General features: G+C 72.2%; 19 protein-coding genes. 7 read left to right on the top strand and 12 right to left on the bottom strand.

The window, feature by feature from the left end:
* Positions 1–2909, bottom strand: a 2909-nt coding sequence (locus H9624_RS06155; RefSeq protein ID WP_251839021.1) for a PKD domain-containing protein, incomplete at its 3' end; no start/stop codon positions are given.
* 305 nt (positions 2910–3214) lie between these two features.
* Here H9624_RS06155 and H9624_RS06160 point away from each other — a divergent pair.
* Complete coding sequence (locus H9624_RS06160) at positions 3215–4363, top strand: LacI family DNA-binding transcriptional regulator (RefSeq protein ID WP_251839022.1); 1149 nt, start codon at positions 3215–3217, stop codon at positions 4361–4363.
* Between the two features lie 10 nt (positions 4364–4373).
* On the opposite strand, the gene H9624_RS06165 is transcribed toward H9624_RS06160, so the two are convergent.
* Positions 4374–5201 (bottom strand): sugar phosphate isomerase/epimerase family protein, encoded by an 828-nt coding sequence (locus H9624_RS06165; RefSeq protein ID WP_251839023.1) that lies wholly within the window; start codon positions 5199–5201, stop codon positions 4374–4376.
* A gap of 277 nt (positions 5202–5478) precedes the next feature.
* Here H9624_RS06165 and H9624_RS06170 point away from each other — a divergent pair, with 277 nt between their 5' ends.
* The 3 genes from H9624_RS06170 to H9624_RS06180 all read left to right on the top strand — a co-directional run bounded on the left by H9624_RS06170 (position 5479) and on the right by H9624_RS06180 (position 9489).
* The gene (locus H9624_RS06170; RefSeq protein ID WP_251839024.1) at positions 5479–6252 is read left to right on the top strand and encodes a 3-ketoacyl-ACP reductase; all 774 of its coding nucleotides are present in this window, start codon (positions 5479–5481) and stop codon (positions 6250–6252) included.
* Between the two features lie 14 nt (positions 6253–6266).
* A complete protein-coding gene (locus H9624_RS06175) occupies positions 6267–8333 on the top strand; it encodes an FAD-binding protein (protein WP_251839025.1) in 2067 nt (688 codons plus the stop codon).
* 196 nt (positions 8334–8529) lie between these two features.
* The gene (locus H9624_RS06180) at positions 8530–9489 is read left to right on the top strand and encodes a hypothetical protein (RefSeq protein WP_251839026.1); all 960 of its coding nucleotides are present in this window, start codon (positions 8530–8532) and stop codon (positions 9487–9489) included.
* Positions 9490–9576: 87 nt separating this feature from the next.
* On the opposite strand, the gene H9624_RS06185 is transcribed toward H9624_RS06180, so the two are convergent.
* Together H9624_RS06185 and H9624_RS06190 are read right to left on the bottom strand one after the other, a co-directional pair.
* The gene (locus H9624_RS06185; protein ID WP_251839027.1) at positions 9577–10452 is read right to left on the bottom strand and encodes a sugar phosphate isomerase/epimerase family protein; all 876 of its coding nucleotides are present in this window, start codon (positions 10450–10452) and stop codon (positions 9577–9579) included.
* A complete protein-coding gene (locus tag H9624_RS06190; protein WP_251839028.1) occupies positions 10449–11612 on the bottom strand; it encodes a Gfo/Idh/MocA family protein in 1164 nt (387 codons plus the stop codon). Before H9624_RS06190 ends, H9624_RS06185 begins: the two co-directional genes overlap by 4 nt.
* 152 nt (positions 11613–11764) lie before the next feature.
* Here H9624_RS06190 and H9624_RS06195 point away from each other — a divergent pair, with 152 nt between their 5' ends.
* Entirely contained in the window at positions 11765–12310 is a 546-nt protein-coding gene (locus H9624_RS06195; RefSeq protein WP_251839029.1) for an NADPH-dependent FMN reductase, read from the top strand.
* 58 nt (positions 12311–12368) lie between these two features.
* Here the strand turns inward: H9624_RS06195 and H9624_RS06200 are convergent, their stop codons facing one another.
* The 6 genes from H9624_RS06200 to H9624_RS06225 all read right to left on the bottom strand — a co-directional run bounded on the left by H9624_RS06200 (position 12369) and on the right by H9624_RS06225 (position 21704).
* On the bottom strand, positions 12369–13421 hold the full coding sequence (locus H9624_RS06200) for a LacI family DNA-binding transcriptional regulator (protein WP_251839030.1): 1053 nt from the start codon (positions 13419–13421) through the stop codon (positions 12369–12371).
* A gap of 20 nt (positions 13422–13441) precedes the next feature.
* Positions 13442–14542, bottom strand: coding sequence for a sugar kinase (locus tag H9624_RS06205; protein WP_251839031.1), 1101 nt, complete (start codon positions 14540–14542; stop codon positions 13442–13444).
* Between the two features lie 34 nt (positions 14543–14576).
* Positions 14577–15200, bottom strand: coding sequence for a bifunctional 4-hydroxy-2-oxoglutarate aldolase/2-dehydro-3-deoxy-phosphogluconate aldolase (eda, locus tag H9624_RS06210; protein WP_251839032.1), 624 nt, complete (start codon positions 15198–15200; stop codon positions 14577–14579).
* A 208-nt stretch (positions 15201–15408) separates the two neighbouring features.
* Positions 15409–19554: an Ig-like domain repeat protein gene (locus H9624_RS06215; RefSeq protein ID WP_251839033.1), complete on the bottom strand. Its 4146-nt coding sequence runs from the start codon at positions 19552–19554 to the stop codon at positions 15409–15411.
* Between the two features lie 197 nt (positions 19555–19751).
* Positions 19752–20825 carry a VIT1/CCC1 transporter family protein gene (locus H9624_RS06220; RefSeq protein WP_251839034.1) on the bottom strand — a complete coding sequence of 358 codons (1074 nt, stop codon included), beginning with the start codon at positions 20823–20825 and terminating at the stop codon, positions 19752–19754.
* Between the two features lie 75 nt (positions 20826–20900).
* The gene (locus tag H9624_RS06225; protein ID WP_251839035.1) at positions 20901–21704 is read right to left on the bottom strand and encodes a Crp/Fnr family transcriptional regulator; all 804 of its coding nucleotides are present in this window, start codon (positions 21702–21704) and stop codon (positions 20901–20903) included.
* Positions 21705–21895: 191 nt separating this feature from the next.
* Here H9624_RS06225 and H9624_RS06230 point away from each other — a divergent pair, with 191 nt between their 5' ends.
* Positions 21896–22129: a heavy-metal-associated domain-containing protein gene (locus tag H9624_RS06230; RefSeq protein WP_251839036.1), complete on the top strand. Its 234-nt coding sequence runs from the start codon at positions 21896–21898 to the stop codon at positions 22127–22129.
* Between the two features lie 65 nt (positions 22130–22194).
* The gene (locus tag H9624_RS06235; protein ID WP_251839037.1) at positions 22195–24171 is read left to right on the top strand and encodes a heavy metal translocating P-type ATPase; all 1977 of its coding nucleotides are present in this window, start codon (positions 22195–22197) and stop codon (positions 24169–24171) included.
* A gap of 18 nt (positions 24172–24189) precedes the next feature.
* Here H9624_RS06235 and H9624_RS06240 read toward each other — a convergent pair whose 3' ends face one another.
* Positions 24190–25194, bottom strand: a complete 1005-nt coding sequence (locus tag H9624_RS06240; protein WP_251839273.1) for a Gfo/Idh/MocA family protein — start codon at positions 25192–25194, stop codon at positions 24190–24192.
* Positions 25191–25532, bottom strand: a complete 342-nt coding sequence (locus H9624_RS06245; RefSeq protein WP_251839038.1) for a YtxH domain-containing protein — start codon at positions 25530–25532, stop codon at positions 25191–25193. The genes H9624_RS06240 and H9624_RS06245 overlap by 4 nt, the downstream gene beginning before the upstream one ends.
* Positions 25533–25600 lie beyond the last annotated feature (68 nt).

The following is a 25600-nucleotide window of genomic DNA, read 5'->3' on the forward strand; positions in this document are numbered from 1 at the left end:
AACCGGTCACCGGAGTTCAACGCCCGACCCAGGTCCACCACCTCACCGAAGTCCGCGACCGACATCGTCAGCGCACCCTCGCCGTTGTCACCGAGCTCGGGCACGGTGGCCGTGATGGGGATGCCGGCGGTGTCGCCGTCGTCGTCACCGCCGCCACCCGGGATGGTGGGGATGACGACGAACGACGTCCAGTCCCGCGTGCCCTCGCTGTCGATGGCGATGAGACGCGCGGTGTAGGAGCCGGCCCGCTCGTAGGTGTGCGTCGCCTGGGCGCCGGACGCCCTGGTCCCGTCACCGAAGTCCCACTCGAGCGAGACCATCTCGCGACCGTCGGGGACGGTGGCGGAGCCGTCGAAGACGAACTCCAGGTCGCCGTCCCCGTCGGTCACCGTGACGTCGACGACCGGCGCGACGCCGTTGGCGACGCCACGGCCGTCGAAGATCAGCCAGTCGAGCTCGAGGATGCCCTCGGTGGCGTCGGCGGGCTGCTCGTCGCTGGAGAACACGAGGTACAGCGTCGTCGTGTCGGCCGGGGCGTCGGAGATCTCGATGTGGGGCGTGACCGCTCCACCGTCGGCGGGGAGCACCCTGACGGAGCCGAGGAGCGGCCCGTCGGGGCTGCCCGTCCGCACGTCGATCTGCCCGTCGTAGGCGCCCGGCAGGACGCCCAGGGTCAGGGCCTCGATGCCCTGCAGGTTGACCGGTCCGTAACCGATGTAGTCGCCGTCGTCGATGCTCGTGACGAGCTGACCGCCGCGTGCGCCGTCACGGGTGACGACCTCGACCCCGGAGGCGTCGGCGTGCTGGAACTCGGCCTCCTTGTCGCGGACCTGGAGCTGGATGATGTCCTGGCCGCCGAGGGCCGGGGCGTCGCCCTCGCCCTGGTCGAGGTAGCTGGCGCTGAGCACCGGGTAGACGTTCTGGCCCACGCCGTGGTCGGCCGGGTCGAGGAAGAGCGCGCCCTCGCAACCGCTGTAGTTGTCCAGCGGGTGTGCGTGCTCGTCGTGACCGAGCTGGGCCTCGACCGTCACATCCTCACAGTTGATGGCACCGTCGGCCGAGGAGCCGTCCTCGGCGTCGTTGACGTCGACGACGTAGTCGATCGTGTCGGCCAGCTCGGCGAAGCCACCCTCCTGCGGGTGCTCGAAGGCGACCTCGGGGCGGGTGTTGCCGACCGTGATCGCGGCGACCGTCACGCCGGTGTTGCCCTCGCTGTCGGTGACCGTCAGGCGGGCGTCGAAGGAGCCGTTCTCCGCGTAGGTGTGCGTGGGGTTGGCCTCCGTGGAGTCCACCACGCCGTCGTTCTCGAAGTCCCACTCGTAGGTGATCTCGTGGCCGTCGGGGCTGTGGCTGCCCGCGCTGGAGAAGGAGACCGTGAGCGGTGCGTGACCCGAGTCGACGTCCGAGGAGATCTCCGCGACCGGACGACGGCCCTCGGCCGCGTAGTCGATGCGGTAGATGCCGGCGCCCTCGTTCGAGCTGCCACGGCCCGCGCCGCGGCCACGGCCGAACTCGATGACGTACAGCGAGCCGTCCGGGCCGAACTCGGCGTCGAAGGGCGCCAGGAAGCTGTCGACCTCCGGGTCGTTCGACGCCATGAACGGCTCGATGGCGGTGATCGTGTTCGACTCCTCGTCGACCGTCAGCGTCTTGAAGTAGTTGCGCGCGTACTCGTACACGAACCACTTGCCGTCGTAGCTCTCGGGGAACTGACCGATGGCGTCGACCTCGGGGTCGTAGCGGTAGACCGGGCCGGCCATGGGGGCAGCGCCGCCCACCTCGAGCTCGGGCCACTCCGCGGACTCGCCGTAGCCGTAGGCGATCTGGGGGGCGACGGCGGGGGGCAGCTCGGTGAGGCCGGTGTTGTTCGGCGAGTCGTTGACGAGGTTGTCGCAGTCGAAGAGCGCGCCGGACTCACCGGTGGCGTAGTCGTAGTCGACGTAGGGCTGGTTGTCGCCGTGGCAGTACGGCCAGCCGTGGTTCGCGGGCTCCGTCATGCGGATGTACTCGACCATGCCCTCGGGACCTCGGGCGGGGTTCGCGACGCGGGCGTCCGGGCCGTAGTCACCGACGAGGACGGCGTTCGTCTCCGGGTCGATGGTGATGCGGAACGCATTGCGGAAGCCCATGCCGTAGATCTCCGGCCGGGTCTTCTCCGTGCCGGGTGCGAAGAGGTTGCCCTCGGGGATGGTGTAGGTGCCGTCGTCCTGCGGCGTGATCCGCAGGACCTTGCCGCGGAGGTCGTTGGTGTTGCCGGAGGTCCCCTGGGCGTCCCAGGCGCGGCGGCCGGGGCGCTCGTCGATCGGGGTGAAGCCGGACTGCTCGAAGGGGTCGGTGTTGTCACCGGTGGCGATGTAGAGGTTGCCGTCCGGACCCATTGCGAGCGAGCCGGCCATGTGGGAGTTGGCCCGGCCCTCACCGCGCCAGATCTGGTAGCTGAACAGTCGCGCCTCGGACGCGAGGTCGATGGTGCCGTCCGCACCCATGGTGAAGCGCGAGACGTGCATCTCGGGGACGGTCTTGTCGCTGTACTGGAGGTACAGCCACCCGTTCTCGGTGAAGTCGTTGTCCAGGGCGAGACCGAGCAGGCCGTCGGACTGGGTGAGGTGCTCGAGGCCGTAGTCGAAGTCCAGCGCGGTGGTCACCGCCAGGGTCTCCTGGTTGATGACCTTGATCTCGCCGGTGCGCTGGACGTAGATGACTCGGCCGTCGTCGGCGATGTCCAGCTCGAAGGGGTCGGCGAGGCCCTCGGTGACGAGTGGAACCTTGTCGAAGAGGTCCTGGCTCGCGTCCAGCGAGTGGTCCTCGCCGTTGTGGGCGGTAGCGATAACGGCCGGGACGATGGCTCCGGCGGCGAGGACGGCGCTCAGCGCGACCCCCGTCAGAGCTCGGCGTGGTGGTGCAGACATTGACACTCCCTCGTGCAGCTCGACGCCCCGGCCGGGCCGCCGGCCCGGTGGTCAGCCCGGGCACGGCGCGCCCGGCACTGGGCGCCTGCAGTGGACGCCCGCCAGGACCGGCAGGCGTGTGGGCCCAGCCAAGGCACGCGGGCACACATGGTCAACGCTTTGCCGTCCTTTGCCGACCTTTGCTTGGCAACGCGCGGAAAACGCGGTTGTCTCGGCACAGCGGTCCCCCGCCCGGCGACCCTTGTAAAGCGCTTACCGCCGGGCTACGGTGGCCGTCATCTCACCGTCGAGAGCCAGGGGGCACCATGACTGCGAGACCAGAGGTCTCATCGACGCCAGAGCGTCGAGTCACCATCCACGACGTCGCCGCCGCGTGCGGAGTCGCCCCGTCCACCGTGTCCCGCGCGCTGTCGCGGCCGGGACGCATCAACCCCGAGACCGCCGAGCGCATCACCCGGGTGGCCCAGGAGCTGGGCTACCGCAGCTCACGGCCCACCCCGGTGGGCTCACAGGCGACCGGCGGCAAGAAGATCCTGCTGCTGTCGGTCCCCGACCTCACCAACCCGGTGTTCGCCGAGATCGCCCGCGGCGCCCAGGAGACGGCGATGTCCCTGGACTACACGGTGCAGCTCTCCGACTTCCAGGAGTCCGCGCGCCTGGAGCGCATGTCGATCGAGCGCTCCCTGCCGGGAGTGGACGGGATCATCATGGTGAGCTCCCGCCTGCCCGACTCGGCGCTGCGCGTCATCGCGCAGAGCAAGCCCGTCGTGCTGCTGAGCCGGACGGTCACCTCGATCCCGTCCGTCATCACCGACGACGACGCCGGGATGCGCACCGCCGTCGAGCACCTCGCCGGGCTGGGGCACGAGCGGATCGTGTACCTCGCCGGCCCGGAGGCCTCGTGGGCCTCGGGCGTGCGCTGGCTGGCGCTGCGCCGGGTGGCGGAGGAGCTCGGCATCAAGGCGCGCCGCCTCGGCCCCTTCCTGCCCACCCTCGCCGGGGGCCTGCGTGCGGCGGAGCAGTTCGTCCTGCGCCCAGCCTCCGCCGTCATTGCCTTCAACGACCAGCTCGCCGCCGGGCTCATCAAGGGCCTGGGACGCTCGGGGGTGAGCGTGCCCTCGGACGTCAGCGTCATCGGCTTCGACAACACGATCGTCGCGGCCCTCGTGGCGCCGGGGCTCACGAGCGTGGCCACCCCCCGCCGCGAGCAGGGCGCCGTCGGCTCCCGGCTCCTCATCTCGCGGATCACCGGCGAGAGCTCGCTCGTCGAGCGCAGCGGCCCGCTGCCCACGCGGCTGTCGGTGCGCACGTCGACGTCGGTCCAGCGCTCGGAGGCCGCGCGCGCCTGGGCGGCACGGGAGTCGGCCCGGCGGGCGCCGGTCCCGCTCACGCCGCGCAGCCCCGGTCGGCCGGTGGCGCGCACCGGACGACCGCTGGCGGCGCCCGCGGTCTGAGTCGCCGGGCTCAGCGGTAGGCGACGCCCTCGGCGTCGAGCAGGTCGGTGAAGGCACGCAGCGCCTCACCGAAGAGCTCGGGGCCGGAGAAGCCGCCCATGCTGTGTCCGGCGGCCAGGTGCGGCTCGAGGGAGAAGAAGCCGTCGTAGCCGTCGGCGCGCAGCGCGCTCAGGGTCTGCGCGATCTCGCCGTCGCCCTCCCCGGCCTTGACCACGGTGCCGCTGCCGCGCAGCGCGTCCTTGATCTGGACGTAGCGGGTGTGCGGGCGCAGGAGCTCGTAGGCCTCGGTGAAGGGGCGCACGCCTACCTGGACGTAGTTGGCCGGGTCCCACGCGAGCCCGAAGTGGGGAGAGTCGAGGGCGCGCGCCATGTCGGCGCAGCGGCGGGGCACGTCGCCGAAGATCTCCTTCTCGTTCTCGTGGACGAGGGTGACGTCGCTGCCGGCGACGACGTCGACCAGCTCCCCCAGCCGGTCGACCACCTCGTCGCGGCAGGTGTCCGGGTCGGTGCCCGGCCGCATGAAGAAGGAGAAGATCCGGATGTAGGGGGCCCCGAGGGTCTGGGCCACGTGCGCGGCGCGACGCATGCGCCCGAGGTGCGCCGCGGCGTCGTCGTCGAGGTGGACCTTGCCGATCGGGGAGCCGATGCTCGAGACCTGCAGCCCGTGGTCGGCGAGCATGCGGGCGGCGGTGGCGAGCTGGTCGTCGTCGAGGTCGAGGACGTTGGTGCCCCACGCGCTGCGGAGCTCGATGTAGCGCAGGCCCAGGCGCGAGGCGACCGCGCACTGCTCCTGGAAGTCCGGTGAGATCTCGTCAGAGAACCCCGAGAGCGTCCACATGCCAACCTCCGCGTCGCCGATGACAGAAAGCGCTTTCGCGCGTCCGAGCGACGGTAGGCAGCGCCGCCGGGACCGTCAACGCGCCGCTGGCAAGTTGCCATGCCTCCGCCCCAGTCGCGGCGACAGCTCCCGCGCGGATGCGTCTCTGCCTGCGGGCGCTCGGGTGCGCCGGGGCAGCACTCCTCCGCTTCCGGAAAGCGCTTGCCATTCGCGCCCGCGGTGGGCCATGATGGCCGGGCGGCGCTGGCCGCCCCACACTCGACGGAGAGGATGAGACGTGCCGAAGGTAGCGATGGTGACCGGGGGGAACCGGGGCATCGGGCTGGGCATCACCACCCGGCTGCTCGACGAGGGGTACGCCGTCGCGATCCTCGCGACCCGCGAGGAGCCGGCCGAGCTCATGGCCGAGCTCCGCGAGCGCGGCGAGGTGATCTACGTCCGCGGCTCGGTCGCCGAGCTCGCCGACCACGAGCGCTACGTCGCGGCCACCCTCGAGCAGTGGGGACGCATCGACGTCCTCGTCAACAACGCCGGCGTGGCCCCGACGGTCCGTGACGACATCCTCGTCGCGACCCCGGAGAGCTACGACCGCGTCATGGACATCAACCTGCGCGGCCCCTACTTCCTCACCCAGCTCGTCGCCCGCACGATGGTCGAGCGCCGCGGCGAGATGGCCGGGCTGCCGGACGAGCCTGTCGGCACGATCGTCAACGTCTCCTCGACCTCCGCCGTCACCGTCTCGACCAACCGCGGCGAGTACTGCCTGTCCAAGGCGGGCATGGCGATGTCCACCCAGCTGTGGGCGGCGCGGCTCGCCCCCGAGGGGATCCTCGTCTACGAGATCCGCCCCGGGATCATCGCGACCGACATGACGGCGGGCGTCACGGAGAAGTACGACGCCTTCTTCGCCGGCGGCGGCGCACCGATCCCGCGCTGGGGCCGGGCCTCCGACGTCGGCGGCGCCGTCGCGCAGCTCGTCGCCGGCCAGATGCCCTACTCCACCGGCGACGTCATCAACGTCGACGGCGGCATGCACATCCCGACCCTGTGACGAGGAGCGTCCCCGTGACCAGCCACGAGCCCCAGACCCTGCAGATCGCCGGACGGGAGGTGCCCGTCGTCACCGCGAACACCGTCGTCGTCGGCACCGGCTCGGCCGGGTACTGCGCCGCCGAGCGACTCGTCGAGCTCGGCCAGGACGACGTCGTCATGGTCACCGACAAGATCGGTGCCGGTGCCAGCCGCAACGCGGGCTCGGACAAGCAGACGTACTACAAGCTCACGCTCTCGGGCGACAGCGGTGACTCCGTGCGGGAGATGGCGCAGACGCTCTTCGCGGGTGGTGCGATGGACGGGGACAACGCCCTGGCCGAGGCCGCGCTGTCCGCGCGCGCCTTCCTCCACCTCGCCGACCTCGGGGTGCCGTTCCCGCAGAACCGCTACGGGGAGTTCATCGGCTACAAGACCGACCACGACCCGCGCCAGCGGGCCACCTCCGTGGGGCCCTACACCTCGCGGACGATGGTCGAGCAGCTGGAGAAGCGGGTCAACGCCAACGGCACCCGGATCTTCCCCGAGTGCCGCGTCGTCGACGTCCTCACCCACGACGGCGCCGTCGCCGGCCTGCTGCTCCTGCGCACCGACGTCCCTCACGACGGCGAGCGCAGCCCCTACCTGCTCGTGCGGTGCACCAACGTCGTCTACGCGACGGGCGGGCCGGCCGGGCTGTACGCCACCCGGGTCTTCCCCAACGGGCAGTGGGGTGCCTCGGGCGCCGCCTACCGCGCGGGGATCGGCGGGAAGAACGTCACCGAGTGGCAGTTCGGGCTCGCCTCGACCAAGCCGCGGTGGAACGTGTCGGGCACGTACATGCAGGTGGTGCCGCGCTTCGTCTCGACCGACCAGGACGGCGGCGACGAGCGGGAGTTCCTCACCGAGGCGATCCCCGACTACGGCCGGCTGATGTCGCTCGTCTTCCTCAAGGGCTACCAGTGGCCCTTCGACGTCCGCAAGGCCCGCGACGGCTCCTCGCTCATCGACCTGCTCGTCTACCGCGAGACCGTGCTGCGCGGCCGACGGGTCTTCCTCGACTTCCGGCGCAACCCGGTGCGTGAGGACTTCGACCCCTCGGCCCTCGACCCGGAGGCCTACGAGTACCTCGAGAAGGCCGGCGTGCTGTTCGGGACGCCGATCGAGCGCCTCAAGCACATGAACCTGCCCGCCTACGAGTTCTACCTGAACAAGAACCCCTACGTGGACCTCGAGCAGGAGATGCTCGAGGTGGACGTGTGCGCGCAGCACAACAACGGCGGCCTGCTCGTGGACGCGTGGTGGCAGTCGAACCTGCCCGGCTTCTTCCCGGTGGGCGAGGCCGGCGGTGCGCACGGGGTCTACCGGCCCGGCGGCGCGGCGCTCAACAGCGGCCAGGTGGGCGCCACCCGGGCGGCGCAGTTCATCGCGGCCCGGCGGTCCGGCGCCCCGCTCGGGGAGGCGGAGTTCGCCGCCGCGGCCGAGCGACCGCTGCGCGAGGCCGCCGAGCTGGTGGCTGCCGCGACGGAGCGGGCGGCAGCGGGCCGGGAGGACAACACCGGCGACCTGCTCCGCGACGTCGGGGAGCTGATGAGCGCCAAGGCCGGCCCGGTGCGCTCACGCCAGTCAATCGCCGAGGCGCTCGAGCAGGTCGAGGAGTGGCTCGGGACCTACCGCGAGCTGGTCGTGGCCGACGCCGGCTCGCGCCGGGCCGTCAACCGCGCCTTCCTCGTGCGCGACATCCTCACGACGGCGCAGGTATACCTCACGGCGATGGCCGACTACGTGGACCACGGCGGCCGCTCGCGCGGCTCGGTGCTCTACACCGACCCCGCCGGCTCACTGCCCCTGGTGGGCTACGGGCCGGATGCGGCGCGAGAGCTGGACCTGCCCGAGCTGTTCCGCTTCACCCTCGACGGCGGGGCGCTCGACGACGAGGTCCAGGAGGTCTCGTGGACCCCGCACCGCGCCGCGGACCCTGTGTCGCCGAGCGAGGCCGGCGACGTGGACATCACCTGGCGCCCCCGCCGGCCCATCCCGGAGACGGACGACTTCTTCGAGAACGTCTGGCGCGAGTACCGCGAGCACCAGAACATCCACTGACCCGCGCCCCGCGCCGCGGCGCAGCCGCGCCCCCCTCGACATCGTGTGGGTTTCGCGTCCTCTGAGAGCGCGAAACCCACACGGTCTTTCCAGGGCAGGGCGGGGACCGCTCCACAGGCCCGTCCGGCGTGCCTCACGTCAACGGCGTCACCGGCGTCCGCGCCGAGGCGGCCGTCCCCTGGTGGACGCTGCCACCATGGCGCCCGACCGTCGGCGGATCAACCGCATGGCAGGACAGCACTGGTTCGTCCTCACACGCTCCCAGCTCGAGGAGATCGGCGTCTCCGTCACGTGGATCCGCTCCCAGGTCGATCACCGCATCTGGCGCCGGGCCTACCCAGGCGTCTACATCACCCACGCCGGTCACCCGACGTGGGACACCCGGGTCGTCGCCGCCCTGGCGTACGCGGGCAAGGGAGCAGCGCTCTCTCACGCCACGGCCGGGGACTGGTGGTTCGAGAGCGAGGCCACCCGTGCCCAGCGAGTGTCGAACACGGTGGAGATCAGCGTGCCCGCCCGCAGGACGGTGGTCGCCCAGCGCGGGCTGCGGATCCACCGCCGCCGTTCGGTCCCCGCCGTCTGGGAGGGCCGGATCGCGGTGATGACCGCAGCAGAGACCGCCGTCGACCTCGCCTGCCGCGCAAAGACGGAGGACGACGTCGTCGGCGTGCTCACGCGCGCCCTCCGTGTCGCTGAGCCGGCCGAGATCAGAGCTGCCGTCGCCGGGCGGTCACGAGTCCGCCGTCGGGAGCTGCTCCTCGACATCCTCACCGACGCCACGGCGGGCATGGAGTCGCCCCTCGAACGGCACTACCACCGTGACGTCGAGGTCGACCACGGGCTCCCGGTGTCGGAGCTCCAGGTGCGCGAGCAGCTCGCGGGGTCCCGGATCCGCGCGGACTGCCGCTACCGCAGGTGGCAGGTGCGGATCGAGCTCGACGGCAAGCTGGCACACCCGGGCGGGCGCACCGACAAGGACACGTGGCGCGACAACGCAGCACTGCTCGCCTCCAGGGAGGTGACGCTGCGGTACCGGTGGACGCACGTCGTGGGGACCCCGTGCCGCACGGCCCAGCAGGTCGTCGATGCACTCCGCCTCGGCGGTTGGGAAGGCCAGCCGCGCAGGTGCGGACGGCCCGGATGCCGGGTGCGCTGACGCCGCTCTGCAGACCGTGTGGGTTTCGGACTCCCTGGGAACCCGAAACCCACACGATCGTGAGGAGGGTGCGGCGACGGCGCGCCCCTACAGGTAGGGGTGCACGAGGCGCTGGTAGCGGTCGGCCATGGTGGCGACGACCTCGTCGCCGGGGGTGTCCCAGACCGCCTGGTTGAAGATCTCCACCTCGACGTCGCCGGCGTAGCCGGCCTCGGCCACCCAGCGGGTGATCGTGGCGAAGTCGACGTAGCCGTCGCCCATGTACCCGCGGGAGAGCAGGGAGTCGTCGGCCAGCGGCAGCACCCAGTCGCACACCTGGTAGCCCGCCAGCCGCCCCTCGGCGCCGGCGCGGGCGATCTGCGACTCCAGCTTCGGGTCCCACCACACGTGGTAGGTGTCCACGACCACGCCCACCGACTCCGCGGGGAAGTCCGCGGCGAGGTCGAGCGACTGCTCGAGCGTGGACAGCACGCCACGGTCGGCGGCGAAGATCGGGTTCATCGGCTCGAGGACGAGCCGCACGTCGTGCTCGGCCGCGAACGGCACGAGCTCGCCGATCCGGTCGGCCACCCGCTGGCGCGTCGCGACGAGGTCGCGGTCCCCGTCCGGCAGCGCAGCGCGCCCCGGCTCGGGGCACGCGGGCAGCCCGCCGACCACCATGACGAGCTCGCGCGTCCCCAGGGTCGCCGCCTCGACGATCGCGGCACGGTTGTCCTCCAGCGCCGCCCGCTGCCCGTCGGCGTCGACCGCGGTGAGGAAGCCGCCGCGGCACAGCGAGGAGACCCGCAGGCCCGCCTCCCGGACCACGGCGGCGGCGCGCTCGAGGCCCACCTCGGCCACCCGGTCGCGCCACAGCCCGACCGCGCCGAGGCCGGCACGGGCCGCGACGTCCACGGCCTCCTCGAGGGTGAGGGCCTTGGTCGTCGCGGTGTTGAGGGAGAGCCGGGAGAGGTCCGCGCTCACAGGGTGAGCTCCGGGATCTCCAGGCGCCGCCCCTCGGCGGAGGACCGCAGGCCGAGCTCGGCGAGCTGGACGCCGCGGGCGGCGGAGAGCAGGCCGTAGCGGTGCGGACGCTCGGCGACGACGTCGCGGAGGAACTCCTCCCACTGCAGCTTGAAGCCGTTGTCGAGGTCGGCGTTGTTCGGCACCTCGAGCCACTGGTCGCGGAAGGGCTCGGTGACGGGCAGGTCGGGGTTCCACACCGGCTTGGGCGTGTGGGCGCGCTCCTGGGCGACGCAGTTGCGCAGGCCGGCGACGGCCGAGCCGCGCGTGCCGTCGACCTGGAACTCGACGAGCTCGTCACGGAAGACGCGCACCGCCCAGGAGGAGTTGATCTGGGCGACGACGGGGTCCCCGCCCGGCGTGGTGACCTCGAAGATCCCGTACGCGGCGTCGTCGGCGGTGGCGGTGTACTCCTTGCCCTGCTCGTCCCAGCGGGTGGGGATGTGGGTGACGGCCTTGGCGGTGACGGCGTCGACCTTGCCGAGGATGCCCTCGAGCACGTAGTTCCAGTGGCAGAACATGTCGACGACCATGCCGCCGCCGTCCTCCTTGCGGTAGTTCCAGCTCGGGCGCTGGGCGGGCTGGACGTCGCCCTCGAAGACCCAGTACCCGAACTCGCCGCGCAGGGACAGGATGCGGCCGAAGAAGCCCTGGTCGACGAGACGGCGGAGCTTGACCAGGCCGGGCAGGTAGAGCTTGTCGTGGACGACGCCGGCGGTCACGCCGGTCTCCTGGCCCAGGCGGGCGAGCTCGACGGCCTCCTCGAGCGACTCGGCCGTGGGCTTCTCGGTGTAGATGTGCTTGCCGGCCTTCATCGCGGCGGTGAGGGTGGCCTTGCGCAGCGAGGTGAGCTGGGCGTCGAAGTAGATGTCGATGCTCGGGTCGTTCATCACCGAGTCGACGTCGGTGGTCCAGTGCTCGACGCCGTGGCGCTCGGCGATCTCACGGACCGCGCCCTCGCGCCGCCCGACGAGGACCGGCTCCACCTGCACCCGGGTGCCGTCCTCGAGGAGGAAGCCGCCCTCGTCACGGATCGGGAGGATCGAGCGGACGAGGTGCTGGCGGTACCCCATCCGGCCGGTGATGCCGTTCATCGCGATCCGCAGCGTACGCGTGGTCATGTGCTCTCCAATGAGACGTGCCGGTGTGGCGGAAGACTAGGGAATGCGCTTTCCAACTTAGTCAGGCGTCGTCGTGCCTGTCAAGAGCGTGAGCATGGCCACATGTCGACGATCTCGGGAACAACGTTGAAGATTCATCCATTGACGGGGGCATGACCACACACAAGATCGGCGTCATCGTCAGCTCCTCCCGCCCCACGCGCATCGGCGACAAGGTGGCCCAGTGGGTCGCCTCCCTCGCACCGGAGGGCACCGAGGTCGACGTCATCGACCTCGCCGAGGTCGACCTGCCCTTCCTCGCCGAGCCCGAGCAGCCCGCCACCGGCAACTACTCCCTCGCCAGCACCGTCGCCTGGTCCGAGCGCATCCGCGCCTACGACGGCCTCGTCATCACGGTCCCGGAGTACAACGCCGGCTACCCGGCGATCCTCAAGAACGCCATCGACTCCCTGCACGCGGAGTGGAACGGCCTGCCCGTCGGCGTCGTCGGCTACGGCTGGGGCGCCGCCGCCGGTGCCGCCCGCCAGCTCGGCGAGGTCCTCGACCGCGTCAAGGCCGTCACCCTGCCCGGCCCGGGCCTGAGCTTCGGCCAGGACCTCACGCCCGAGGGCGAGATCCTCGAGGCGGCGCCGACCGACGACGTCCGTGGCCTCTTCGAGCAGGTGCTCACCGCCGCACGGCAGTCCGTCACGGTCTGACCCGCACCCGAACCCGTCGCGCGAGGCGGTGGCCCCTCCGGGGGCCACCGCCTCCGTGCTACCGGAGCCCGGGCGTGGACTCGCGCAGGACGACCTCGCCGGTGACGGTGACGAGGTCGGGAGCATCCCGGTCGCCCAGCGCCAGGGCCGTGGCCTGGCGGCCGATGTCGACCATGTCGATCCGCACCGTGCTCAGCGTGGGGGTGACGTCGCGCAGCGCGAAGATGTCGTCGAAGCCGGCGAAGGCCATGTCACGGGGCAGGACCAGGCCCGCCTCGCGGGCCGCCGTCATCGCGCCGAGGGCCATGACGTCGTTGACGGCGAAGACGACCTCGACGTCGAGGTCGCGGCGCATGAGCTCGACCATCGCGTCGTGCCCGCCGTCGCGGACGAAGGGCGAGGGGATGATCGCCTCCTCGGCCACCGGCGTACCGAGCTCGGCGAGCGCCTCGCAGAAGCCCCCGCGCCGCTCGGCGGCGGTGAGGTGCCGTTCGGGTCCGCCGAGGACGGCGAAGCGCCGGTAGCCCTGCCCGTGCAGCGCGCGGGCCAGGGCCGCGGACGCGCCGAGGTTGTCCACGTGCACCGCCTTGACGCCGAGGATCGGCTGGCCGACCATCGCCGCCGCTCCCCCCCGCTCCTGGTAGGCGGCCAGGGCCTCGCGCAGGCGCCGGTTGCCCTCCTCGTCGTCCTGGCGGCCGCCGACGACGATGATCGAGCGCGCCCGCAGGTTCTGCAGGGTCTGGATGAAGCCGACCTCGCGCTCGGCGTCGTGCTGGGTGTTCGCCAGCGTGACGGCGAGGCCCGCGGTGTCGGCGGCCTCGGTGACACCGGCCGCGATCGTGGAGAAGAACGGGTCGGCGATGTCATGGACGATGAGGCCCAGCGTCGCCGTCCGCCCGCGTGCCATCGCCTGCGCGTTGGCGTTCGGGGAGTAGTGGAGCCGCTCGGCGGCGTCGAGGACGCGCTCACGCAGGTCGGCCCGCACGGAGCGGTTCGTGCTGCCGTTGATGGCGCGGGAGGCGGTGGCGAGGGAGACGCCGGCCTCACGGGCGACGTCGCTCAGCGTCGCCGCCCGCCCGTTCCCCGCGACGCCGGTGCGTGTGGGTGTCATCCGAGGCTCCTTCGGTGCCGTCAGCGCTGCACTCGTGCGCTGCCACCGGCAGCGAGCTTGAGGACCTCCGCCTTGGTGACCATCGAGGTGTCACCCGGGGTCGTCATGGCCAGCGCTCCGTGCGCCGCGCCGTACTCTACTGCGGTCGCCACGGGTTCTCCCGTCAGCAGACCGTAGATGAGGCCGGAGGCGAAGGAGTCCCCGCCGCCCACGCGGTCGAGGATCTCCAGGCGCTCCCGGTGGGTGGCCTGGGCGAAGCCCTCGTCCTTGGACCAGGCGATCGCGCCCCAGTCGTTGACCGTCGCGGTGTGGACGCTGCGCATCGTCGTGCCGATGACCTCGAAGTTCGGGTAGGCCGCCTGGACGTTCTCGATCATGGCGCGGAAGCTCGCGACGTCGAGGTCGGTGAGGTTCTCGTCCACGCCCTCGACCTCGAAGCCGAGGGAGGCGGTGAAGTCCTCCTCGTTGCCGATCATCACATCGATGTGGTGGGCGATCTCCCGGTTGACCTCCTGCGCGCGGGCCTGCCCGCCGATGTCCTTCCACAGCGAGGGCCGGTAGTTGAGGTCGTAGGACACGACCGTGCCGTGCCTCTTCGCGGCCTGGACGGCGGCGAGCACGACCTCCGCGGAGCTGTCGGACAGGGCGGCGAAGATGCCGCCGGTGTGCAGCCACCGCACCCCGAGCTCGCCGAAGACGTGGTCCCAGTCGACGTCCTCGGGACGCAGCTGGGAGGCGGCGGTGTGCCCACGGTCGGACACGCCCACCGCGCCGCGCACCCCGAACCCGCGCTCGGTGAAGTTCAGGCCGTTGCGCACGCTGCGCCCGATGCCGTCGGAGGGCACCCAGTGGATGAGGGAGGGGTCCACGCCGCCGGTGAGGATGAAGTCCTCCACCAGTCGGCCGACCTCGTTGTCGACGAGGGCGGTCAGCACCCCGGCGCGCAGCCCGAAGGCGCGGCGCAGGCCGCGGGCGACGTTGTACTCGCCGCCGCCCTCCCACGCGCGGAAGCTGCGCGCGGTGCGGATGCGTCCCTCGCCCGGGTCCAGCCGGAGCATCACCTCACCGAGGGACAGCACGTCGTAGCGGCACTCGGCGGCGTCACGGATCTGCAGACTCAACGGGTTCTCCTTGATCGGGTGGGGCCGACGACGGTCAGCGGGTCAGGGCGACGGCGTCGGCGACCATGGCGGCGACGTCGTCGAAACGGCCGGCGGCGATCGCGTCGCGGGGCACCATCCAGCTGCCCCCGACCGCCGCGACCGCGGGCAGGGCCAGGTACTCGGCGAGGTTCGCCGGCCCGATGCCGCCGGTGGGCACGAAGCGCACGCCACCGAAGGGCGCGGACAGCGCCTTGATCGCCGCGGCACCGCCGGAGGTCTCGGCGGGGAAGAACTTGACGGTCGTGATGCCGGCCTCGAGCGCCGCTTGGACCTCCGTGGCGGTGACGGCGCCCGGCAGGGCGAGCACGCCACGCGCGGCGCAGCGCTCGACGACGGCACGGGAGAAGCCGGGCGACACGACGTAGCGGGCTCCGGCGTCGACGGCCTCGTCCACCTGCGCGGGGGTGAGGACGGTGCCGGCGCCGACGAGGACGCGGCCGTCCTTGGCCATCTCCGCGATCGCCGCGGCGGCGGCCGCCGTCCGGAAGGTCACCTCGGCGACGGGCAGCCCGCCCTCGGCGAGCGCACCGGCCAGCGGGCGGGCGTGCGCGGCGTCGTCGAGCACGACGACGGGCACGAGTCGGCTGGCGGCAAGCTGGTCGAGCGTCTCGGACATCGCCGGTCTCCTTCGTCTCCCGCGCTCGCGCGCGGTCGTCTCGTCACTGAGTCGCAGCCCGTCGGTGGTGCTGCGATGCCAGTCGAACCGTAGCAGAAAGCGCTTCCCGCAGGAAGGTCCTGGAGGCAGGACCGAGGCCCCGCCCCCGACCCGTGGCGGGGCCCTGCACCGTACCGGTGCAGGGCCTCGGCCGTGTGACTGCGGACGGTCAGCGACCCCAGACGGTGTCGATGTCCAGACCCGGCAGGTAGCCGTGGTCACCGCTGTACGTCGCCGTGAGCAGGGTCAGCCCCCGCACCGGCGGCAGCTGCACCTCGGCGCTGCCGTCCTCACCGACCGGCACCGTCCCGACGACGCGGAACCCGGCGGTCACCGTGACCGTGCCCGTGGGGGTCGGCGCGCCGTCCCGTCCGGACACGTCGATGGTGACGTCCGGGGTGCTGCCCCGGGGGACCGTCGAGTCCACGTCGATGTCCACCCGCGAGAGGGCGGGCAGGACGACGTAGGTGACGGCGCGGCTGGCCGACTCGGTGAAGCCGTCACTGCCGGGGAACACGGCCGTGAGGCGGTGCCCGCCCGCGGGCAGGTCCCGCGGCAGCGCCACCGACGCCCGTCCGTCGGGCCCGAGCTCACCGGTGGCGACGACCTCGCCGTCGGCGTGGATCTCCACCGTTCCCGACGGCGTCCCGGAGTCGGCGGCGACGGTCACCCGCGCCGTCGTCTCCGCGCCGTAGGTGGCGAGCTGGCGGGACAGGCTCAGCGACGTCGTCGTGGCGACGTCCTCCTGCGGCGCGGCCGGGACGGAGACGACGAGGTCGCGCATCCGCCCGGTGTTGTCGAAGGAGCCGAAGCCGATCTGACCGGAGTCGAAGGTCGTGTCGGTCGCCGTCATGAGCGGGGTGTCGTGGCCGTCGACCCACACGGCGATCTCGCCGCTGCCGGCGCAGTGGACGACGCGGACGTCGTGCCACTCCTCGTCGGTGATGGCGGGGGGCGCGCCGATCGAGCTGTCGGGGTCCCACTGGTGGTCGATGCGCTCCCGGTCCTTGTTGTTCACCTTGAAGATGCCGTTGTGCGCGTAGATCGTGTTGTCCTGCGAGATGTGCGCGTAGTAGTACTCGGTGTCGGACTGCCAGCCGAAGACGATGATGATGTCCCGGTTGTTCACCGACGACGGGGCGTCGAGGCGGACCTCGGCGTCGATCTGCACCGACTCGTACTCCCGGCCGTCGAGGATCGCGTACTCGAAGGGACGACGGATGCCGTCGTTCGGGTTGTCCCCGACCTCGGTGAGCACGATCTGGTCACCCGGGAAGTCCCACTTCGAGGGCGTCCGCGGGGCCCAGTTCTCCTCGGCCATGAGGTCGGTCTCGGACTCCTCGAAGGTGCACGACGGCGTGGGCGGCGGCTCGACCGGCTCGACGCCGTACGTCGCGTACAGGTGCTGCATCTGCTCCGCGGTGGGGACCATGTCGAGGAACATGAGGTCGTCCATGCGCCCGTTGAACGGGTTCCGCTCCGCGGTGTTCTGCGGGAAGCTGCCGCCGATCTTGATGCCCGCGGGCACCGTGTCCGACGTCGGGCCCGAGCCCCACGGGTTCGCCGCGGTGTACTCGCCCTCGAGCTCCTCACCGTTCATGTAGAGCTTCATCTCGCCGTTGACGTAGTCGAAGCTCGCGGCGAGGTGCACCCAGGTGTTCTGGGCGAGGATCTCGTCCCACGGCTTGTCGGCCGCGAAGGTCCACGAGCTGCCGTCGTCGAGGCGGCGGCCGAGCGCGACGAGCTTGAGCTCGTTGCCCACCTGGATGACCTCGAGGAGGGCACGCACGCCGTGGCCGTCGGAGTTGCCCGACAGGACGCCGGTGAGCCCGATGGCGTTGAAGCGGTCGTCCGGGTTGGCGGACTCGCTGTTGAGGGCGGGCAGCTCACCGGTGCGCTTGAACCAGCCCATGACGGTGATCGCCTCGGCCCCGGCGAAGGCGTCGAGGGAGTCGACGCCGGCGGGGTCGTAGACGCCGGCCTTCCAGTCGTTGTTGCCGCGGACCGTGGGGTTGAGCTGCTGGGTCTGCAGCGCCCGACCGGCGCCGGGGTAGGCGGCGTCGGCCACGCGCTGGAGCGCGCCACCGTTGATGAGCTCGATGTCGGTGCCGGAGAAGCCCTGGTCGTCCTCCCAGGCCGGGTTCCCCTCGACCGGGTTGTCGAAGGTGTAGCGCGCGACGAGGTTGTTCGGCGGCAGCTCGACCGCGCCGGTGACCTCCCAGACGCGACCGTCGGCCTTGGAGATGAGGTAGAGCTCGCCGTCGGCGTCCGCGCCGAAGCGCAGGTCCACCCGCTGGTGCCCGACGAGCTCCTGGAAGGTGGTCTCCTCGCCGTCGTGGAAGACACGGAGCTGCTCGATGGTGGCGAGGTCCTCGATGTCGCCGTCGTTGCGGACCATCTCGTCGGCCTCGGTCGACAGCACCCAGCCGCGGACGATGTCCGTGAACAGGTACTTGCCCTGGAGCGCCTCGATCTCGCCGCGGTAGACGTACCCGCCGTTGACGGCCACGCCGGCGTCACCGGTCTGGCCGGGGTCGCGGTTGTGGTCGTAGGCGGCGACGGGGTAGGTGAAGCCGAGCTCGGCGTCGTTCTCCGGCAGCGGGAAGATCTGCCGGTTCTCGGCGAGGAAGGGTCCCTCGCGCACGGACCAGCCGAAGTTGTCACCCGGCTGGACCTCGTAGATCGACTCGACCTGCCACTCACCGATGTGACCGAGGTACATCTTCCCGGTCTCGGTGTCCCAGCTGATGCGGTGCGGGTCGCGCATGCCGACGGCGTAGATCTCCGGCAGCGCGCCGTCCTCGTCGAGGAACGGGTTGTCCTCGGGGATGCCGTACTCGCCGTTGGCGCTGTCGTCACCCATCGGGTCGATGCGGAAGATCTTGCCCTGCGGGGTGGACAGGTCCTGCGGGTTGTTGTTGCCCACGCCGTTGCCGCCGTCGCCGACGAGGATGTAGAGGTTGCCGTAGTCGGCGTCGCCGGGCTCGGCGGTCCAGTTGAAGGCGATCTGCTGGACGGTGTGGACGCGCCCGCCGAACGGCACGCGCATCATCTCGCGGCTCGTGCCCTCGAAGGTCTCGGCGCTCGGATCCGTGGCGGTCCACTCGGTGATGACGCTGTGGAAGCCGGTGGTGCCGAAGCCCGGGAAGTCCGGGGTGTCCTCGGTGAGGGCGGAGCCGGCCTCGGTGTGGACGGTGTAGAAGATGCCGTTCTCGGCGAACTCCGGGTGGAACTCGACGAAGCCGAAGCCGGTGCCGAGGCCCGCGTGGTTGTGGAAGTTGTCGACGAACTGCTGGCGGACGTTGAGGTAGGCGGTGTGCTCGCCGGAGTCCTTGTCGACCATGTAGAGGATGTCGTTCATGTCCGGGACCGCGAGACGGCCGGAGCCGTCCGGCACCTCGTCGAGGTGGGTGATGCGGTTGTGCCGGATGAGGCGCTGGTCCTGGGTGGCCGGGGTCGTCTGCGACTCGGGCAGCTGGGCCAGCTCCTCGACCTCGATGCCGATCGTCGACATCTTCGGGTCGGGCAGCGGGTTGAGGAGGGGCTGGGCGGCCTCGTCGGTGACCTCGCAGTCGGCGGCGTTGCCGGTGGCGACCTCGAGGTTCGCGCCGGTCGTGTCGACGGCGACGTCGTCGAGCATGATCCGGCCCGTGTTGGGCGAGCCGTTGATCCAGAAGAAGCGGTCGAGGGCGCCGTCGACGGCGGCCCGGAAGCCGAAGGTCTCCTCGGCCCCCTCGGGCAGGCGGGTCTGCTCCTCGTAGGGGCCGCCCTGGCTGTAGACGGCGACCTCGTCGGTCTCGTTGTCGGCGACGAGCCAGACGCACTGCCACACGTCCTCGGCCCAGGTGCCGGCCGTGGCGAAAGCGCCGCCGTCTCGCACGAGGAGGCGGTCGCTGTTCTGGTTGTTGACGTAGGCCCGGCTGTGGGCGAAGTCGGAGGGGTTGTCGTTGTCCGTGATGCCGAACGAGGTGTCGACGCTGCCGTCGCGCCGGATCCGGAAGAAGACCGTGCCGGTCTCACCGTCCTCGATCGCGGCCACCGCGCGGGAGGCCCGCTGGTTGGGGCCGCTGAGCTCCAGGGCCCGGTTGTTCTGGTTGACGGGGTCCAGGATCACGGAGGCAGCACCGGTGGAGGTCCACCCGTCCTGGCCGTTGAGGGCGCCGGTCGTGTAGCCCTCGAAGGTGTGGAGCTCGGTGAAACCGGGCTCCTCGGTCTGTGCGCCGGCTGGTGCCGCGAGCAGCGTCGCGCACATCGCCATCCCCGTCGCCGCCGCCGTCACCGCCCGGCGTCTCGTGGGTTGCCGTAATGACGTCATCGTCACGCTCCTTCGTTGGTAAGCGCTTTCTCTGGCAACCAACCACGCTAGCCCTGCGCCGCAGGCCGGAGCATCCTGCGAAAGAACGACGAATCGAATCGTCAACTCGGCGTCCCGCACCGCCGCCTCGTCTCAGGTGTGGGCTGTTCGCCCTCAGAGGCCGAAAGTCCACACCCAACGCCGGGAGGGCGCGACGGTCAGCTCACCGTCGTGCCGAAAGCCAGGCCGAGGACGTAGGTGACCGAGGCGGCGCCGTAGCCGATGGCGAGCTGGCGCAGGGCGCGCCGCAGCGGCGGGGCACCGGACAGCACGCCGACCACGGCGCCGGTGAGCAGCAGCGCCGCACCCACGATGACGGCGGCGGCCACGACCGCCGCCGTCCCGGAGAGCCCGAAGATCCACGGCAGCACGGGCAGCAGCGCGCCGGAGGCGAAGAAGCAGAAGCTGGAGACGGCGGCGCTCACGCCCGTGCCGATCTCCTCGTAGTCCGGCTCGGCGTCCTCGGCGCGCCCCGGCCCGGTGGCCGACAGGACCTCCCGGGCCCGCTCCTCGGCGGCGTCGGCGCTCATGCCGCGGGCGCGGTAGACGAGGGCCAGCTCGTTGGCGTCGACGTCGAGGTGGGGGATGGCCTCCTGCGCGCGCGGGTCGGGGATGGACGCCTCGAGCAGCTCGCGCTGCGAGCGCACCGAGACGTACTCCCCCGCCGCCATCGACAGCGCGCCGGCGAGCAGCCCGGCGAGGCCGGTGAAGAGGACCGTCTGCGCCGACACCCCGGTCGCCCCGATGCCCAGGACGAGGGCGAGGTTGGAGACGAGGCCGTCGTTGGCGCCGAAGACGCCGGCGCGGAACATCCCGGACATGCGGCTGCGGCCGCGGGTGGCCAGCGAGCGCACGACCTCCCCGTGGATCTGCTCGTCGGCCACCATCGCCGACGTCGCGTCGTCGTCGCCGGCGTAGGAGGACCGTGCCTCGGCGCGCTGCGCGAGGGCCAGGACGAACACGCCCCCGAAGCGGCGGGCGAGCCAGCCGAGCACGCGGGTGCGCACGGCCCCGCGCTTCGGGTGGCCGACGTGGTGCCCGAGCAGCTCGCGCCAGTGCTCCTCGTGGCGGCGCTCGGCCTCGGCGAGCTCGAGGAGGATCGCGCGCTCCTCGCCCTCGCGGCGGCGGGCGAGGTCGCGGTAGACGGCGGCCTCGGCGCGCTCGTCGGCGAGGTAGCGCCGCCAGCGGCGCACCTGCGCACGGGTCGGCTCGGGACGGTCGGTCGGGCTCACGGCACAAGCGTCACAGGCTTCCGGCCCGTGGGGAAACGAGGCCCGCCTTCCCTGACGGCGGGTGTTCGGGTGCCCTCACACGCCGTCGGGCCGCGGGGTGTCGCCCGCGGCCTCCGCCTCCAGACGGCGCCTGTCGAGCAGCGCGGTCCAGCGGCGTCCCGAGTCCACGACGCCCTCCTTCTTCCACCGGCTCATCACCCGCGACACGGACTCCGGCGTCGAGCGCGCCAGGCCCGCGAGGTCCGCGCGGGAGAGCGGGACCTCGAGCATGACCGTTCCGTCGTCACGCTCCTCCCCGACCTTGTCGGCCAGGCGCAGCAGGGCGGTCGCGACGCGCTGGGGGACGGTGTCCGTCGTCTGCCCGCCGATGTCGGAGTGCGCCCGGACCAGACGGGCCGCGACGTCGTCGAGCACCCGCAGGGCGACACCGGGGTGCTCGAGGAGCACCTCACGGAAGTCGTCCTGGTCGATGCGGAGCGTGCAGGACCCGACGAGCGCCGTCGCCGTGTGCGAGTGGTACGGCTCCCCGAGCGTCCCCATCGCCCCGAAGAGCTCGCCGGGGACGAGGATGTCGGCCACCGTCTCCGTCCCACCGGCGGTCACCTGGGAGAGCTTCACGCGCCCCTCGGCGACGACGTAGAGGGCGGTCGCCGGGTCCCCGGCCCGGTAGAGAGTGCGTCCCGCCGGCCACGTGGTGGTCCGCATGCGCCGGTCGATGCGCTCGACGGCGTCCTCGCTCAGGCCCCGGAAGTAGGGCGCCCGGGTCAGCACGTGCCTGCGGACCGGCCACGGGCACCGGTGCGGCAGCGTGACCTCGCGCAGCGGGATCGTCCGCCGTCCGGACTCGGTACGCACCGGTGCGGCGTCCTGTGGCGACATGTCGCTCCTCCCTCCGACCACTGCTGCGACCCGTGCTCGTGCCTCCCGCCGCAGGCTATCGGGCCGCGAGCGCCCCCGTCCCGAGGAGACGTTGCGGCTGATTGACGGCCGTCATGTTCTCTTCCGCCAGGCCTTCCTACGTTGGGATCACCGCGAGGGAGACGCCCTCACGGCGAGGAAAGGACCACACCATGACCACGACCGCCGCCACCCGCTCCGTCTTCCGCGCCGAGGGCTTCAGCTGCCCGAGCTGTGTCGCCGCGATCGAGAAGCAGGTCGGGCGCCTGCCCGGCGTCACCGGAGTGTCGGTGAAGTTCGCCTCCGGCCGCGTCGAGGTCGACCACCTCCCGGAGGTCGTCACCACCGACGAGATCGTCACCGCGATCGGCAGGGCCGGCTACAAGGCCGCCCTGTCGGCCTTCTGACCGCCGTCCCCCCGACGGCCGGGCCCCCTGGCCCGGCCTTCCCCTCACGTCGCGAAAGGTCCCCCATGAGCTCGACCAGCTGGACACGCGCCCCCTGGGCGGCCCCGGCCGCCGCGGGCGCGCTCATCGCCGCCGCCGCCTTCACCTCCTTCTCGGCCGGCGTCAACCCCTTCTCCAGCAGCCACGCGGGCGGCGGCGGCACCACGGCCGCGCTCACCGCCTCGCACGTGCTGATGACCGCCGCGGCGGTCGTCGCCGGGCTGCCGATCCTCGTCAAGGCCGTGCGGGCGCTGCGCCACCGCACCATCGCCATCGACCTGCTCGTCTCGGTCGCCGCGACCGGCGCGCTCGTCATCGGTGAGGTGTGGGAGGCGGCCGCGGTGACCTTCCTCTTCTCCGTCGGCCACGCGCTCGAGGCCCGCACCATGACCAGGACCCGCGCGGCCCTCGCGGAGCTCGTCGCCGTCGCCCCCGACGTCGCGGTCGTGCTCCGTGACGGGGTGCAGGTCGAGGTGCCCTCGGTGCAGGTGGCGACGGGCGAGACCGTCCTCGTCAAGAACGGTGCGAAGGTGCCGGTCGACGGCGTCGTGACCGGAGGCGCCGCGGCGCTCGTCGAGGCGTCCATCACCGGGGAGTCCGTGCCCGTGGAGAAGACGGAGGGCGACCGGGTGTTCGCCGGCACCGTCTCCAGCGGCGGCTTCCTCACGGTGCGTGCCACCGGCGTGGGCGCCGACACGACGCTGGCCCGCATCATCCACCGTGTCGAGGAGGCACAGGACGCCAAGGCGCGGGCCCAGACGTTCCTGGAGAGGTTCTCCGCCTGGTACACCCCGGCGATCATCGTGCTGGCTCTGGTCGCCGCGCTGGTCAGCGGGGACGTCGTCCTCGCCCTCACCCTCCTGGTCATCGGGTGCCCCGGCGCCCTGGTCATCTCGATCCCTGTGGCGATCGTCGCGGGCATCGGCCGCGGCGCGAGGGACGGCATCCTCATCAAGGGCGGCGAGCATCTCGAGGCGAGCGCACGCATCGACACCGTCGCGCTCGACAAGACCGGCACCCTCACCGAGGGCCGGCCGCACCTGACCGACGTCGTGGTGCTCGCCGCGGGCCTGGACCGGGCCGACGTCCTCACCTGGGCCGCGCGCGCCGAGGCCGGGTCCGAGCACCCGCTCGCCCGACCGGTGATCGAGGCGGCCGTCGCCGAGGGCCTCCCCGTCGGCGGACTTCCCGAGCACACCGATCCCGTGCCGGGCAAGGGCGTCGTCGCCACGCTCGACGGCCGCCGCGTCGCGGTCGGCAACCTGCCCCTGCTCCTCGCCGAGGGGATCAGCGACGACGGCGGAGCCGCCGCCGAGGTCGACCGCCTCGCCGGACTCGGCCGCACCCCGATGGTCGTCGCCCTCGACGGCGAGGTCGTCGGCGTCGTCGCGGTGGCCGACCGCGTCCGGAGGGACGCGCGGGAGATGGTCACCCGCCTCCACGACGCTGGCGTCACCCGGGTCGTCATGCTCACCGGCGACAACCGCCGCGTCGCCGAGGCGGTGGCCGCGGAGGTCGGGGTGGTCGACGTCCGGGCCCAGCTGCTGCCCGAGGACAAGCTCGCGGCCATCGAGGAGCTGCAAGCCGGCGGGCACGTGGTCGCGATGATCGGCGACGGCGTCAACGACGCCCCGGCCCTGGCCACCGCGGAGATCGGGATCGCGATGGGAGCCGCCGGCACGGGCGTCGCCGTCGAGACGGCCGACATCGCCCTCATGAACGACGACCTGCTCAGGGTGCCGCAGGCCATCGGCCTCGCCCGGCGGACCGTCTCCGTCATGCGGCAGAACATCGGCGTCGCGCTGGCGACGGTCGGCCTGCTCCTCGCCGGCGTCCTCACGGGCGGCGTCACCATGGCGGTGGGCATGCTCGTCCACCAGGCCTCCGTGCTCGCCGTCATCCTCAACGCGGCGCGACTGCTCCGGCGCCGCGACGACGCCGTGGGCGCGCCGGTCACGCGCAGCACCACGGGTGCCGCGACCCCGCAGGTCCAGCCGGCCTGACCGGTCACGGCCCGGCCCTCACCTGCTGCGGTGGACACCCTCGACGAGCTCGACGACGGCGAGCGCGTCGCGGGGGTCCACCGGGAGCGGCGCCCCGTCGAGGAGCGCGGACGCCAGCAGCGCATAGAAGTCCTGGTAGCGCCCGGGCTCGCTCGGCACCGGGCGGGACCCGTCAGCCGTGACAAGCCGCGCGTCCTCACCGCGCCCGTAGCCGGGTGCGGACGGGCGCATCCCACCGGCCAGCTGCGCCTCCTGCACGTCCCCCGCCGCCATGACGAAGGTCGCGTCCGTGCCCACCACGCGCAGCCGCGGGCCGGGGTGCGCCGTCGTCGTGCTCACCCAGAGGTGGGAGCGGGCGCCGCCCGCGTGGGAGAGGGAGAGGAAGACGTCGTCGTCCGCCCGGCTGCGGACGCTGGCGAGCTCGGCGTGGACGTCGGTGACCGGGCCGAGGAGCGTCACCGCCTGGTCGACGAGGTGGGAGCCGAGGTCGAAGAGCACCCCGCCGCCCTCCCGCCACGTGGCGGCGGCCTTCCACGGCTTAGTCTCGGCCGTCTTCCACCGCTCCAGGCGCGACTCCAGACGCCGGACCTCACCGAGCGCGCCCTCCGCGAGCAGCCGCCGGACCGTGAGGAACTCGCTGTCCCAGCGGCGGTTGTGGAACACGGTGAGCGGGCGGCCGAGCCGCTCGGCGCGGTCGAGGAGCTCGCGCGCCTGCGTCGGGTCCGGGCCCAGCGGCTTGTCGACGACGACGGCGCAGCCCGCGTCCAGCGCGGCCGTCGCGACCGGGACGTGCGTGGCCGGCGGGCTCGCCACGACGAGGACATCGGGCCGTGCCGCGAGCGCCTCGGCGAGGTCGGCGACGACGCGCGCCCGCGGGTGCAGGCGCGCGGCGTCGGCCGCCCGGCCGGGGTCCGAGGTGACGACGACGTCGAGGCTGTACCGGGCGTCGTCGGCGATGAGCGGGCCGTGGAAGACCCGCCCCGCGTGGCCGAAGCCGACGAGGGCGGTGGAGAGGCGGTTCAGAGCTCGGGCTGCGGCGGAGTGGGGCGCATGGAGCCGCCGACGCCGGTCTGCGAGGCGTCACCGTTGCTCGAGCCGGAGGACCCGGAGGACCCGGAGGAGCCCGAGGACCCACCCATCCGGCTCTTGACGGTGTCGGTGACCTTGTCGGTCACGGCGGAGGCCTTGTCCTTGGCCACCTCGCTGACCTTCTCCTCGACCTTGTGCACGCTGGACTGCACGCGGGGGTTGTCCCACACCTGCTGGCTCGCGGACTTGATCTTCTCGAACTGCTGACGGCCTGCCCGTGCACCGAGCACGTAGCCGAGACCTGCCCCGACGAAGAACGAGAGCTTGCCCATGAACGTCCACCTCCATAGTGATGTGTGGGGCACCACCCTATGGTCGGACCCGCCGCCGCGCGCGTTCC

Origin of the sequence: Oceanitalea stevensii (assembly GCF_014837105.1) — a bacterium.
In the GTDB taxonomy this organism is placed as follows: domain Bacteria; phylum Actinomycetota; class Actinomycetes; order Actinomycetales; family Actinomycetaceae; genus Oceanitalea; species Oceanitalea stevensii.